This window comes from Marivivens sp. ABH4_498, assembly GCF_056160585.1.
Genome location: NZ_JBSWXL010000003.1, coordinates 26,961 through 40,347, shown reverse-complemented (window position 1 = coordinate 40,347; position 13,387 = coordinate 26,961). Strand labels below are relative to the sequence as shown.

The 13,387-nt window shown below is 55.2% G+C and carries 17 protein-coding genes; 9 read left to right on the top strand and 8 right to left on the bottom strand.

Annotated elements, in window-relative coordinates; all coding sequences use genetic code 11:
• Positions 1-34: 34 nt before the first annotated feature.
• The 5 genes from ybeY to miaB form a co-directional block, all read right to left on the bottom strand.
• A complete protein-coding gene (gene ybeY / locus ACXAGA_RS07490; RefSeq protein ID WP_475116865.1) occupies positions 35-538 on the bottom strand; it encodes an rRNA maturation RNase YbeY in 504 nt (167 codons plus the stop codon).
• Positions 539-766: 228 nt separating this feature from the next.
• Positions 767-1,762: a PhoH family protein gene (locus tag ACXAGA_RS07485; RefSeq protein ID WP_475116864.1), complete on the bottom strand. Its 996-nt coding sequence runs from the start codon at positions 1,760-1,762 to the stop codon at positions 767-769.
• A gap of 145 nt (positions 1,763-1,907) precedes the next feature.
• On the bottom strand, positions 1,908-2,249 hold the full coding sequence (locus tag ACXAGA_RS07480; protein WP_475116863.1) for a hypothetical protein: 342 nt from the start codon (positions 2,247-2,249) through the stop codon (positions 1,908-1,910).
• Between the two features lie 12 nt (positions 2,250-2,261).
• On the bottom strand, positions 2,262-2,861 hold the full coding sequence (locus tag ACXAGA_RS07475) for an OmpA family protein (protein ID WP_475116862.1): 600 nt from the start codon (positions 2,859-2,861) through the stop codon (positions 2,262-2,264).
• A 166-nt stretch (positions 2,862-3,027) separates the two neighbouring features.
• The gene (gene miaB, locus ACXAGA_RS07470) at positions 3,028-4,335 is read right to left on the bottom strand and encodes a tRNA (N6-isopentenyl adenosine(37)-C2)-methylthiotransferase MiaB (RefSeq protein WP_475116861.1); all 1,308 of its coding nucleotides are present in this window, start codon (positions 4,333-4,335) and stop codon (positions 3,028-3,030) included.
• 120 nt (positions 4,336-4,455) lie between these two features.
• Between miaB and ACXAGA_RS07465 the strand changes: the two genes are divergently transcribed.
• Positions 4,456-5,325: a glycosyltransferase family protein gene (locus tag ACXAGA_RS07465; protein WP_475116860.1), complete on the top strand. Its 870-nt coding sequence runs from the start codon at positions 4,456-4,458 to the stop codon at positions 5,323-5,325.
• A gap of 12 nt (positions 5,326-5,337) precedes the next feature.
• Here the strand turns inward: ACXAGA_RS07465 and irrA are convergent, their stop codons facing one another.
• Positions 5,338-5,754: an iron response transcriptional regulator IrrA gene (gene irrA / locus ACXAGA_RS07460; protein ID WP_475116859.1), complete on the bottom strand. Its 417-nt coding sequence runs from the start codon at positions 5,752-5,754 to the stop codon at positions 5,338-5,340.
• Between the two features lie 169 nt (positions 5,755-5,923).
• Here irrA and fabA point away from each other — a divergent pair, with 169 nt between their 5' ends.
• Together fabA and fabB are read left to right on the top strand one after the other, a co-directional pair.
• A complete protein-coding gene (gene fabA, locus ACXAGA_RS07455; RefSeq protein ID WP_475116858.1) occupies positions 5,924-6,433 on the top strand; it encodes a bifunctional 3-hydroxydecanoyl-ACP dehydratase/trans-2-decenoyl-ACP isomerase in 510 nt (169 codons plus the stop codon).
• Between the two features lie 38 nt (positions 6,434-6,471).
• The gene (gene fabB / locus ACXAGA_RS07450; protein ID WP_475116857.1) at positions 6,472-7,701 is read left to right on the top strand and encodes a beta-ketoacyl-ACP synthase I; all 1,230 of its coding nucleotides are present in this window, start codon (positions 6,472-6,474) and stop codon (positions 7,699-7,701) included.
• A gap of 55 nt (positions 7,702-7,756) precedes the next feature.
• Here the strand turns inward: fabB and ACXAGA_RS07445 are convergent, their stop codons facing one another.
• Positions 7,757-8,197 carry a hypothetical protein gene (locus ACXAGA_RS07445; protein ID WP_475116856.1) on the bottom strand — a complete coding sequence of 147 codons (441 nt, stop codon included), beginning with the start codon at positions 8,195-8,197 and terminating at the stop codon, positions 7,757-7,759.
• Between the two features lie 214 nt (positions 8,198-8,411).
• On the opposite strand from ACXAGA_RS07445, the gene ACXAGA_RS07440 reads away from it, so the two are divergent.
• The 3 genes from ACXAGA_RS07440 to ACXAGA_RS07430 all read left to right on the top strand — a co-directional run bounded on the left by ACXAGA_RS07440 (position 8,412) and on the right by ACXAGA_RS07430 (position 10,532).
• Positions 8,412-8,858, top strand: a complete 447-nt coding sequence (locus tag ACXAGA_RS07440; protein ID WP_475116855.1) for a MarR family winged helix-turn-helix transcriptional regulator — start codon at positions 8,412-8,414, stop codon at positions 8,856-8,858.
• A gap of 123 nt (positions 8,859-8,981) precedes the next feature.
• Positions 8,982-9,767, top strand: a complete 786-nt coding sequence (locus ACXAGA_RS07435; RefSeq protein WP_475116854.1) for an enoyl-ACP reductase FabI — start codon at positions 8,982-8,984, stop codon at positions 9,765-9,767.
• Between the two features lie 3 nt (positions 9,768-9,770).
• Entirely contained in the window at positions 9,771-10,532 is a 762-nt protein-coding gene (locus ACXAGA_RS07430) for a hypothetical protein (protein ID WP_475116853.1), read from the top strand.
• Between the two features lies 1 nt (position 10,533).
• On the opposite strand, the gene ACXAGA_RS07425 is transcribed toward ACXAGA_RS07430, so the two are convergent.
• Positions 10,534-10,968: an FKBP-type peptidyl-prolyl cis-trans isomerase gene (locus ACXAGA_RS07425; RefSeq protein WP_475116852.1), complete on the bottom strand. Its 435-nt coding sequence runs from the start codon at positions 10,966-10,968 to the stop codon at positions 10,534-10,536.
• Positions 10,969-11,127: 159 nt separating this feature from the next.
• On the opposite strand from ACXAGA_RS07425, the gene ACXAGA_RS07420 reads away from it, so the two are divergent.
• From ACXAGA_RS07420 to ACXAGA_RS07410, 3 genes are read left to right on the top strand one after another with little or no spacing between them, the layout of a single operon-like run.
• Positions 11,128-11,808: a haloacid dehalogenase type II gene (locus tag ACXAGA_RS07420; protein ID WP_475116851.1), complete on the top strand. Its 681-nt coding sequence runs from the start codon at positions 11,128-11,130 to the stop codon at positions 11,806-11,808.
• A complete protein-coding gene (gene pcaD, locus ACXAGA_RS07415) occupies positions 11,805-12,611 on the top strand; it encodes a 3-oxoadipate enol-lactonase (RefSeq protein WP_475116850.1) in 807 nt (268 codons plus the stop codon). Before ACXAGA_RS07420 ends, pcaD begins: the two co-directional genes overlap by 4 nt.
• On the top strand, positions 12,611-13,351 hold the full coding sequence (locus ACXAGA_RS07410) for a lyase family protein (protein WP_475116849.1): 741 nt from the start codon (positions 12,611-12,613) through the stop codon (positions 13,349-13,351). The genes pcaD and ACXAGA_RS07410 overlap by 1 nt, the downstream gene beginning before the upstream one ends.
• Positions 13,352-13,387: the final 36 nt, after the last annotated feature.

Sequence of the window (13,387 nt, the reverse complement as noted above, 5' to 3'; positions counted from 1 at the left end):
CCAAACCTATGATCGTGCCTTCAGTGGCTGATCTTCAATATTCTGAATATGGGTCAGCCAGACCCATTTTGCAAAGGATCTCGGTCTCTAATCCTTCCATTAATTCCGCATCTGGGTCATTTATGTGATCAAAACCCAACAGATGCAGCACGCCGTGGACCATCAAATGCATTGTATGGTCCTGAATTGGCTTTCCTGCCTCCTGTGCCTCGCGGGTGCAGGTGTCATAGGAAATGGCGATGTCACCCAATTCGATGGTGCCGAACACGTCAGGTTCGGGCGCATCGGGCATCGCGCCTTGGATTTCGGCGGCACGTTCATCCGCAGGCCACGACAACACATTCGTCGCCTTGTCCTTTTCGCGAAAATCGGCGTTCAGTTCCTGAATGCGGGCATCATCACAGGCCAGAACGGACATTTCACAATCGTCCGCATCAATGTCCAACCGCGCCAGAACCGCCAAGGCCGCGTTTTCGCAAATCTGTTCTATGCCGACATCAATCCAGCGTTGGTCCGTGATATCAATGTCGATTTGCATCTGGTTTATAAACCACCCTTAGGAACCGCAGTTTGCCGCCGCATCCCGAACATCTGCCCAGAACGCTTTTGCTGCCGGTGGCTTTATACCGTACTCCGCCAACTTCCCAGACGGATTTTGAATTGCCGCATTTCGGGCATTCCAAATGCCAGTTTTGGCTTTCTTCACGCATCTCGGCCGCGATGTCGCGGCCAAGGTTTTTTTCAATAAATCGCTGTAACCAGCCCATTACCGCTGTGCGTCTGCGTCGTATGCTTCGATAATGGCTGCGACCAATGGGTGGCGCACCACATCTTTGGCGGTAAAGTAGTTAAAGCTGATCTTGTTCAACCCCTTCAGCAGACGTTCCGCATCGACCAGACCAGAATCCTGCCCACGCGGCAAATCGATCTGGCTGCGGTCACCCGTGATGACCATCCGCGACCCTTCGCCCAGACGGGTCAGGAACATTTTCATCTGCATTGTCGATGCGTTTTGCGCCTCGTCCAACACGATGAACGCATTTGACAGCGTCCGACCACGCATAAAGGCCAGCGGAGCGATCTCGATCTTTTTCTCTTCGATCAGTTTCGCCACCTGTTTTCCGGGCAGAAAATCATTCAGCGCATCATATAGCGGCTGCATGAAAGGATCGACTTTGTCTTTCATATCGCCGGGCAAGAAACCCAACTTTTCGCCCGCTTCGACAGCGGGACGAGACAGAATGATCCGATCGACGTGTCCCTGAATGAACATCGACACACCGACTGCAACAGCCAGATAGGTTTTACCCGTACCGGCAGGGCCAATGCCAAAGGCCAGTTCATTTTTGAACAGGTTTTCTACATACGCCTTTTGCGCATCTGTGCGGGGTTCGATCAGTTTCTTGCGCGTTTTGATTTCGACACGGGTACCGATGGACATTTCCATCTGATCACCACCCTGGACGCCAGTATCACGTTCAGACGCACCCATCCGCAATTCGCGGTCGATGTCGCCCATGCCGACTTCGCGGCCTGATTCCAGACGTTGATACAATGACTGTAGGACCTCTTGCCCAGTTTTCTGCGCGGCATCTTCGCCGATCAGGATCATGTGGTTGCCACGTCGCGCGATCTGTATTCCCAATCGTTCCTCGATCTTTGCCAGATGCCTGTCATGTTCACCACACAGGGCAGCCAAAAGATAATTATCTGGGAACTCAATCACCAGCTCGGGGTGCGGGGTCAAGATATCGTTAGGCAATCACATCTCCTTACAAGAGGTTGTATTTATATGGTGCCACAAGTTGTAATTAAAGCAAGCGTCTCATGCGCATATGACAGTTGCATAAAACAAATGGCCGCAGATTTCTCTGCGACCACCCAAAATTGCATTTTTTTTGACCAAATTACAGAACGTCTGCGATTGGCGTGCCTTCTTTGAACGGGCCAACGGCGGTATTCGGCAGGCCAACACCCGAACAAACAGGCAAACCATCTGGAGTCAGACGTGGCGATAGGTAACCTTCGACGCCGTCATCGATGATCCAGTGGTCACAGCCATGGGGGTCAACCCAGATACCTGCAACCATGGTCGACAGGTGGTGTTCGTTGATGCCGTAGTCCATGCTTTTGTCCGGACCGATGCCGCCCGTGCGGAATGGGCCTGTACCTTCAAGGTTTTCAGACAAAACACAGCCCGAAACGGATGCGGCAGCGATGAGAAGAACGGTTGCTTTAACGATTTTCATAACGCGATCCTCTTAACGCAGGCAGTAGATTTCAACGCGACGGTTTTCTTGCATACCTGCCGCTGTGTCGTTTGTTGCGCGCGGGCTGCGTTCGCCAAAGCCGCGAACATCGACGACCGAAGCGCCAACGCTACGTGCGATATCCGCAACCGCATTTGCGCGGTTGTTCGATAGGCGCATGTTATATTCGTCCGATGCGCGGCTATCGGTGTGACCGTAGACCAGGAACGCGAATGCGCCGTTTGCCATCGATTCCGTAAAGAACCCCTGCAGACGCTGGCGACCCGCGTTGTTGATGTAATAGCGGTCGGTCGCAAACAGTTGGTCCGATGGAACAACGCCGCAGATTTCACTACGGTGACATACGGCAGTGCCGTCTGGGCGGCGGTTGGCATCCATGTAACCTTCGGCGCCGTCATCCATCACCCAATGCTCACAGCCATCAGGGTCGATCCAGATGGTTGGGACATATTGTTCGCCAGATACAACACGGCTGTCCTGCGCCGATACGATCGAAGCAAGACCGAGCGAGATCAAAGCAGCCGTCGCGGCCACCTTTCCAAATCGTTGTCCGAAATTCGTCTTCACAGCACTTACCTTTTGTCTAAACATTCAACGCGCACGAAACTATCCGAACGCATACCTTTCGTTTAGATACAGACGTTTTTCCCAAAAATCGCAAGAGAAAAGACATATTTGGTGTCTGTTTGACCCCAAATATACAACAATCGGTAAATTTAGATCAAATTGTCTACGACTTGAACGCCAAAAGTGACAATTAAATCAGCTCTCCGTGCAGCGAATTGGTCCGGCTTTCCAGAATCCGCACACGGCGAATGGTGCCTTTGACCTCTGCCGGAGCCGTCGCGTGCACCGCATGCAGGTATTCGGATTTGCCGATCATCTGGCCTTCTTGGCGGCCCGCTTTTTCAAACAGAACCGATACTTCTTTGCCAACCATGCTGTTTTGGGTCGCGACCTGCTGTTCTGTCAGCAACGCCTGCAGCGCCTGTAGACGTTCGTTCATGACATCATCAGGCAGCTGCGCCTTTTCGGCGGCGGGCGTACCCGGACGGGTCGAATATTTGAACGAATAGGCCTGCCCGTAGCCAACGCGGCGGACCAGATCCATAGTGTCTTCGAAATCCTGATCGGTTTCGCCCGGGAAACCGACGATGAAATCGCCCGACAACAGCAGATCAGGGCGCGCGCCGCGAATCCGGTCAATCAGGCGGAAATAATCGTCACGCGTGTGTTTGCGGTTCATCGCCTTTAGGATTTTATCGCTGCCCGATTGCACAGGCAGGTGCAGATACGGCATCAGTTTATCGCAGGTGCCGTGCGCATCAATCAGCGCATCGTCCATGTCATTCGGGTGCGACGTGGTGAAACGAATGCGTTCCAAGCCTTGGATTTTGTCCAGTTCCCAAATCAGCCCAGCCAAACCTTTGTCGTGGCCGTGATAGGCGTTGACGTTCTGACCCAGCAAAGTGATCTCGCGCACGCCAGCCGCAACCAGATCGGCGGCTTCGCGTAGAATGCGTTCTTTGGGGCGGGATACTTCGGCGCCGCGGGTATAGGGCACAACGCAGAACGCGCAGAATTTATCGCATCCTTCCTGAACGGTAAGAAATGCTGTGGGACCGCGCGTGGCGCGTGGACGTTTGTTCAGCGTGTCGAATTTATCCTCTTCGGGGAAATCCGTATCAATGGCTTTTTTGCCCTGTTGAACGGCCTCTTCCATCGCAGGCAAACGGTGATAGGACTGAGGCCCCACGACCAGATCGACCATCGGCTGACGGGCCATGATCTCTTCGCCTTCGGCTTGGGCCACGCAGCCCGCAACGCCGATTTTCAGGTCGGGCTTTGCCTCTTTCAATTTCTTGAAACGGCCCAGTTCCGAATACACCTTTTCCGCCGCTTTTTCGCGAATGTGGCAGGTGTTCATCAGGATCATATCCGCCTCGTCCGGCGTTTGGACTTGGGTATAACCTTTACCGCCCAGCGCTTCGGCCATGCGTTCGCTGTCATAGACGTTCATCTGACAACCGTAGGTTTTGATAAATAGCTTCTTCGGCTCGGACATGGGTGTGATCCCGAATAACGGACAAGGGGGAATTTGGCGTTACCTAACGCCTTGCCCTTCGTCTTGCAATGGCGGCGAAATTGTCAGAGTTTGACCACAACGACATTTGAACCGAGACCCATGCGCCATTCATCCCTACAATCTTTTCTGACTGACGCCCCCAAACTGCTGGCAAAAGGGCCCGTCGCCCTGATCATGGTCGAAGACGACGTCGAAGTCGCAAGCACCATTCGCCACCATCGCGACATCGGTTTCAACAAAATCGTCGTTTTTGCATCGCCAGAAATCGTCATCGATCCCGCAGTCGAAAAACTGATCGACCGTGTGGATTACGATGTCCGTTCTGCTGATATGGTGGCTACGGCAGTCAATGGCTGCATCAAAGCTGCGCCAGCGGTCTGGATGTATTACTGCTATAACGCCGAATATCTGTTCTATCCGTTCTGCGAAAACCGCACTGTCGGCGAAATGCTGGCGTTTCATACCGAAGAACGCCGCGATTCCATGCTGACCTATGTCGTCGACCTGTACGCCCAAGACCTAAACCAGTTCCCCAATGCGGTTTCGCTGGACACTGCGCAGATGGACAAAACAGGGTATTACGCGCTGGCACGGCAAAACCCAGCCAACCACAATCATCCATATGAACGGCAGCTGGATTTCTTTGGCGGTCTGCGGTGGCGTTTCGAAGAATTCGTTCCAACCGCCCTGCGGCGCATTGACCGCATCGCCCTGTTCAAATCGAAACAAGGATTGGCCCTGCGCGGCGATCACACGTTTAATGACGATGAATACAACACCTATTCATGTCCGTGGCACCACAATCTGACGGCCGCCATCTGTTCGTTCCGCACGGCAAAGGCGCTGAAACGCAATCCCGGATCCACATTTCAGATCCCCACCTTTAGCTGGCGCAATTCGGTGCAATTCGAATGGCATTCACGCCAATTGCTGGATTTGGGTCTGATGGAGCCTGGCCAGTGGTTCTAAAAACCGCGTCCGTTAGTCGCGGCGCAGACGGATAACCACATCAACAGCGGAAATTCGCGCACCATCAGGGGCCTTTGGCAAACCTTCGATCCGCAATTCTTCGGATGGGGCATCTGTCAACGTGCCGTCATTTTCCCAATAGAAATGCGGGTGATCGGTCATGTTGGTGTCGAAATAGCTGCGCGACCCGTCAACGGTGATTTCGCGTACCAGTCCTGCTTCGGAAAAGGCACGTAGCGTATTGTAAACAGTGGCCAAAGACACGCCTGCGCCCGCTTTGGTCGCGGCTTCGAACAGCCATTCGGCGGTCACGTGCCGATCCATACCATCGCCCACCAGCAACGCCGCCAATGCCACACGTTGACGGGTCGGCCGCAATCCTGCGTCCGCTAGCCATGTCGTTCCGCGCTCGATCGTTTGGTCGTGCATACTTGTGCCCTTTGTCGGTTATCCCTGTTAATAAAGCAGGGTTGGGGTGATTTTCAATCAACTTCTATTCAACTGCCCTAAACGGATACGACCGCTAGACTTGCTCTTGTTAACCACTGAGTGATAGACGGTCCCAAATCAATCTGGACCCAAGAGGGAAACAAACAACATGGCCCAATATCCGAGCAGCTTTGACCGCGAAGATCTTTTGAAATGTGCCCGTGGCGAACTCTTTGGCCCAGGTAACGCACAATTGCCAGAACCACCCATGCTGATGATGGACCGCATCACCGAAATTTCGGGCGACGGCGGCGCACACGGCAAAGGTCACGTGATCGCAGAATTCGACATCAAACCTGATGCGTGGTTCTTTGACTGCCATTTCCCTGGCAACCCGATCATGCCTGGCTGTCTGGGTCTGGACGGCCTGTGGCAGCTGACCGGTTTCAATCTGGGCTGGCGCGGCTGGGAAGGTCGCGGTTACGCATTGGGCGTAGGCGAAGTCAAACTGACCGGCATGGTTCGTCCGGACCGCAAAATGCTGACCTACAAAGTTGATTTCACCAAAGCCGTTCAAACGCGCCGCCTGACAATGGGTGTTGCAGACGGTATTGTAGAAGCTGATGGTGAAGTTATCTATCAGGTCAAAGACATGAAAGTCGCCCTGTCGGCATCCTAATCGCCACAGGTTTCAATAAAACTATAGGGAGGCCGCCAATGCGTCGCGTCGTCGTCACTGGATTGGGCATCGTATCGCCCATCGGCAACAATGCTGCCGAAGTAGAAGCATCCTTGCGCGCAGGGAAATCAGGCATCGAAGCCAGCCCAGAAATGGCCGAGCGCGGTTTCCGCAGCCAAATCGCGGGCACCGTGAAAATCGACATCACCGAACATGTCGACAAACGCGCATTGCGTTTCATGGGCCCTGGCGCGGCATATGCCTATATTTCGCTGAAACAAGCGATCGAAGACGCAGGTCTGTCCGACGAACAAGTTTCGAACGTGCGCACTGGCCTGATCGCAGGTTCGGGCGGTCCGTCGACCAGCGCAATGTATGCAGCCCACCAGATCGTCGACAAAAACGGCAGCCCGAAACGCATTGGGCCGTTCGCTGTTCCAAAATGCATGTCGTCGACCATCTCGGCGAACCTGTCGACCCAGTTCAAGATCAAAGGCATCAACTATTCGATCACCTCGGCCTGTTCGACGTCGCTGCACTGCATCGGCAACGCGGCTGAACAGATCATGATGGGCAAACAGGACGTTATGTTCGCGGGTGGCGGCGAAGAACTGGATTGGACTTTGTCCTGCCTGTTCGACGCGATGGGCGCAATGTCGTCGAAATATAATGACACCCCAGAAAAAGCATCCCGCGCGTTCGACGCAAACCGTGATGGTTTCGTCATCGCAGGCGGCGGCGCAATGCTGGTGTTGGAAGAGCTGGAGCACGCCAAAGCGCGCGGTGCGAAAATCTACGCCGAGGTCACAGGCTTTGCCGCGACATCCGACGGCCACGACATGGTTGCACCATCGGGCGAAGGCGGCGAACGCGCGATGCGTCTGGCGCTGCAATCCCTGCCAGAGGGCCGTTCAGTCAGCTATATCAACGCCCACGGCACATCGACCCCAGTCGGTGACGTTGGCGAAATCGAAGCCGTCCGCCGCGTATTCGGCGAAGGCAGCACTCCGCCTGTTTCGTCGACCAAATCGATGACCGGCCACAGCCAAGGCGCCACCGGCGCATCCGAAGCTGTGTACTGTCTGCTGATGCTGCAGGGCGATTACATCGCGCCTTCGATCAACGTCGAAGAACTGGACCCAGCCCTGAAACCAGAGGAGATCGCATCGTCGCTGGTTGAAAACGCAGGTCTGGACAGCGTGATGACCAACAGCTTTGGCTTTGGCGGCACCAACGGATCGATGATCCTGTCGAAGTATCGCGACTAATTTTTTCGGATATCGAAAACCAAAGGCCACGCACATTCGCGTGGCCTTTTTTCGTTTACGCGGTGATCCTGCGTACGCAGGAACGTTCAGCCATCCCCACGCATACCGCCAGCAGCGCTGCGGCCATAGCGACCGTGATGCAAACAAATTTCAAAGTAGCGAAAGACGAATAGATGATCGCGATCCAATTAGGGAAACCCGCCACATTGGACAGCATCACAAACGACATCAGGTTTTCTGCGACATCCAGCGTGCCGCCAGCCATGATGGACAGCCCAGCGGCATACCCGATCTTTTGCCCCCACCCATTCGCCACGCCAATCCGCGCAACCAAGGTGGACAGCAACAGCCCAAACGTCACCATCGACGCGATAAACGCGAAATCGATCAACTGAGTCCGCACGTATATATCTAGCGTCCCCAGTTCCTGCATGTGACTGTAGTAGCCTTTGATCAATTCCCCATTAAACGCCGTTTGCCCGACCGCATAAGGCACAGGGAACTGCGATGCTGCATAGCTTTGGGTCAGCTGCGCGTTGCAAAACCAAAGACGAAAAACTGCCTGCTGTCAGCGCGACATGCCACCCAATCGGCAGCCCCGCGATTTTCGCCATACCATTTTTTAAAACTTAACCATTACGACTCACCAGTTGCATTCCATGGAATGTTTTTATATTCCCTGGAATGAAACATCAACCTGCTTAGGTTAAATGCCCCATTCGCCCCAAACAATCGTTGAATTTGCGACCCATTTTGCAATCAGCGCCGAACTGTATCAAACCGTTCTGCAGGACCGGCTGCGCCCGCAGGGGCTTACCTTGGCGCAGCTATCCGTCCTGTCACATATCGCGCGCCAACAGCGCCCTCAGCGCGTCACGGATATCGCGCGTGCCGTTCAGGTCGGCCAACCTGCAGTTACAAAAATGGTCAGTAAATTCCACGGCGCTGGATGGGTGGACCTGATTGATGCGCCGAACGATCAGCGGGTCAAACTGGCGCATATAACAGCGGCGGGCGCCGAACACCTGATGACGACGCAGCGATCGCTTTTGCCGGAACTAAAGCCATTTTTGGACCAATACGGCAGTGACGATATTAACACCGTGCTCAAAATCCTTAATGACTTCTCAAATATGCTAGAAAGCTTTAAGCCTTGATTAACCAATTTTAACGAACTTGAGCGCCTATACATATGCCTTTCGATGGACACAGGCAGATTTCGGTAACTTGACCCTAGGGCACAAACGGGTCACATCTCATAAAAATTTCGGGGAATACTAATGATCCAACTTCAAGGTAAACGCGGCCTGATCATGGGCGTTGCTAATGATCGTTCGATCGCATGGGGCATTGCCAAAGCGATGGCAGATGCGGGCGCTGAACTGGCCTTTACCTACCAAGGCGAAGCCTTTGGTAAACGCGTTGCGCCACTGGCGGCTTCGGTTGGGTCGGACACCCTGATCGACGTTGACGTGACAGACAACGACAGCATGGATCTGGCGTTTAAGACGTTGAAAGACAAATGGGGCACCATCGATTTTGTCGTACACGCGATTGCCTATTCCGACAAAAACGAACTGACTGGCCGTTTCATCAACACCAGCCGCGACAATTTCTGTCATTCGATGACCATCAGCTGTTATTCGTTCATTGATGTTGCAAAACGCGCGTCCGAACTGATGCCCGAAGGCGGCAGCCTGTTGACCCTGACCTACGGCGGATCGAACCGCGTGACGCCAAACTACAACGTCATGGGCGTTGCCAAAGCGGCGCTGGAATCGTCGGTGCGCTATCTGGCAAACGATCTGGGCCCACAAGGTATCCGCGTGAATGCCGTATCCCCAGGCCCGATGAAAACGCTGGCTGGTGCGGCCATCGGCGGCGCACGCAAAACGTTCCGCCACACCGAAGAAAACGCACCCCTGCGCAGCAACGCCACGCTAGAGGCCGTCGGCGGCACCGCTGTGTATCTGGCATCCGAGGCAGGCGCCTATACGTCGGGTGAAATCATCCGCGTTGACGGTGGTTTCCACGTTTTGGGCATGCCGCAGCAGGATAACCTGTAATCGATGTTGTTCGTAGCGCTTGCCATCGGCTATTGCGTTGCGCTGTTCAAGGCCGCACCAAACGGGTGGTCCGGCCTGCAAATCCCAAAGCCAGAGCCTAGGTTCTGGCTTTTCGGCCTTATGGGGCTGATCCTGATTATCTATCTGATGGGGCCCGTCGTTGGCGGCGCGATGATCGTAATGGTCTATACCCAAGAGATCGGCCAAATCGCGGCGCTGCGCAGTTTCGGGCACCCCGCGCAGATCCGCACAAATCCGATTTTTCCGCTGCGCACCGAACGGTATCTGGATGACGTGCCGCACATGCATATGGCCTTTGCCGCGCTGTATGGCGTGGCGACTTTGCTGGTTGTTGCGACGCTGGCCCACGCCATTTCACAATTCGCCTTTGGCCATGCGCCTATCGTGTCCAGTTGGGCATCGGTGATCGCGGTCTTTGCGCCTGCCTATGGGGCGGTGATGATCCTGCCTGTGTGGCCATTTGCTGGTGGGCGGGTCGCCTACACTTTGGGCCAATCGTTCGGCCATACCCTGCCCTATTTGGCGGCAGCATTAGTGTTGGCGGTCATGATCGCGCTGGCTGTCGGGTATCAGTCGCTATTGCTAGGCGTTTTGGCCGCGCTGACGATCCGCGGGATCGTATTGCTGCAATCGCTGCCCAAGACACCCAAAATAGAAAAAACGCCCGCAATTTGGCTTGCAGGCGCTTATATTTTCACAGCGGCGGCGATGTTTTCCTACATCTACACCGTCATGATCCTGTAGATCAGGCTGCTTTGATTTCGACCAGTTCGATCGCAAAGTTCAGGTCTTTGCCAGCCAGCGGGTGGTTCGCGTCCAGAATGACCTGTTCTTCGTTAGCTTCGACAACGGTCACAGGAACAACCTGACCTGTTGGCGCCTGCATCTGCAGCTGCGTACCTGGTTCGGTTGGGATGTGGTCAGGGATTTCGGAACGAGGGATCGCTTGGATCGCTTCGTCACGCTTTTCGCCGTAAGCTTCGGCGCAAGGAATATCGACCGATTTTTTGTCGCCAACAGCCATACCTGGCAGCGCTTTGTCCAGACCTGGGATGATCTGACCCGAACCAACAACGAATTCCAGCGGGTCGCGGCCTGCGCTGCTGTCAAAGGTTTCGCCCGAGGTCAGGGTGCCAGTGTAGTGAATGCGTACGGTATCGCCCGACTTAACTTGCGTCATGAAAATCTCCGAATTTTGGGAATTGATAAACGAGGCCGCGACTGCGCGGGTGCTCTGGGTTCTGGGGTAACGTAAGTATTGCATGGCAGAATTGCAAACAGCGTAGTTGTTCTTTGGCCCATAGCGCGGCAGGTTGCGCGTCAGGATGGAGGAAGACAATTGATAAATACATGCATATTTGATGCCTATGGCACCCTGTTCGACGTGACCGCCGCCGCCCGCGAAGCCGCCAACGAACCGGGACAAGAGGCATTGGCAGAGGTTTGGCCGACGCTGGCCGCCGATTGGCGCCGCAAACAGCTGGAATATTCGTGGCTGCGCGCCATCGCCCGCAAACACATCGATTTCTGGCAACTGACCCAAGACGGTCTGGACTGGGCGCTAGAGGCATCGAACCTGACCGACCCTGCCCTGCGCGAACGCCTGCTGGCGCTGTATTGGGAACTATCGGCCTATTCCGAAGTGCCTGAAATGCTGCGCAAACTAAAGGCGATGGGCCTGAACACCGCCATCCTGTCGAACGGCAACCCTGAAATGCTGAACGCGGCTGTAAAATCGGCGGGCCTATCGGATGTGTTGGACGACGTGATGTCGGTGGAATCCGTTGGCGTGTTCAAACCCCACGATCTGGTCTACGAAATGGTCGAAAGCCGGTTCATCTGCGAACGAAACGAAGTGCTGTTTGTGTCCTCTAACGGCTGGGACGCGGCGGGCGCGGCCAATTTCGGCTATCGGACCGCATGGGTGAATCGCAACGGTGATCCGCTGGATCGTTTGTATGCCGCGCCTGAATTTGTGCTCTCGGATTTGACGACGATCCCTGATATCGCGCAGGGATGAATTACACAGACCACTACATCGAACATGGCGACGCGACGCTATATGCCCGCGTCGACGGCGTGCAGGACGCTGACGCGCCGACCATCGTTTTCGCCAATTCGCTGGGAACGAACCTGCACCTGTGGGATGCGGTCCTGCCGCTGTTGCCCGAAGGCCTGCGCATCGTCCGCATGGACAAACGCGGCCACGGCAATTCCACTGCGACGCCTGCGCCCTATTCGATGGGGAAACTGGTCAAAGATACCGAAGCCGTCTGTGACGCGCTGAACGTGCGGGATGCGATGTTCGTGGGGCTGTCCATCGGCGGGATGATCGGTCAGGGGCTGGCGGTGAAACGGTTCGACATCATCCGCACGCTGGTTCTGTCGAACACGGCAGCGCGGATCGGCACGCCAAAGCTGTGGCAGGATCGGATCGACGCGGTGCGCGCGCATGGCATCGAAAGCTTTGTCGATGGGATCATGCGCAAATGGTTCACCCGTGATTTTGCAAAATCGGACGCTGTAAAACCGTGGCGGGATATGGTCTGCGCGACGTCAGTCGAAGGATACTGTGGTTGTTGCGCCGCCGTGTCGGGCACGGATTTTTACACGCCCACCAGCGGGTTGCGCATTCCCACGTTAGGCATTGCAGGATCGGACGACGGGTCAACGCCCGCCGACCTGGTGCGCGAAACGGTGGATGTCGTACCCGGATCGCAGTTTCACATCATCCGAAAATCGGGCCACTTGCCTTGCGTTGAACAGCCACATGCCTATACCGAACGGCTGATCCAATTCATGAAAGAAACGGGACATATCTGATGACCGCCTCTGCCTTTGATAGCGCGATTTTCCGCGACATGTTGTTCGACCGCGAATGCGCGGCGCTGTTCACAGACACCGCCGAAGTGCGCGCGATGATGATCGTCATCGGGTCGATGGCAAAGGCAAATGGCGAAATCGGCACCGTGCCTGAAACCGCGGCCAAGGCGATCCACCGCGCGTCGCTGGAACTACAGATCGACCCATCGGCGCTGGCGTCGGACGTGGCCAAAGGCCAATCGCCGATCACCCCCCTGATCGCCCATTTCCAAGAATTGATGCAGGCGCCAGAATTTTCCCCTTACGTAGGGGAAGGTGCTGATGCTGTCGCGATCGAAGACACGGCTCAGTCGTTGCGGCTGCGTCAATTTCTGACTTTGATCGAAACGCGATTGACCGAACGTGATATCGCCGCCGATTTTGGCGACCTACGTGACCGCATTCAGGTCGTTCACATGCAGGACGGCCCTTTGCGCGAAAAACTGGTCGAAGGTCTGCGCCTGAATGCCCCGTCTCACGATCCGATGACCGCGCTGTGCGATCTGTCCGCATGGCTATCGAAAACGGCAGCAGAAATCGCGACCGATGCCGCGCTGGACCAATCGATTGCCACGTTGATCGACGGGCTGAACAGCGCCATCCAATCCGCACGTGGCACCGCGCATTGTCGTCTGACCTTGCGTTTCGCGCTGCCTCAGATCGCGATTGCGGTTGGACGTCTTTCCCTGCTTGCAAAGTAAACAATTGCGTCTAGGTATGTTCCATTCGTTGGAGTT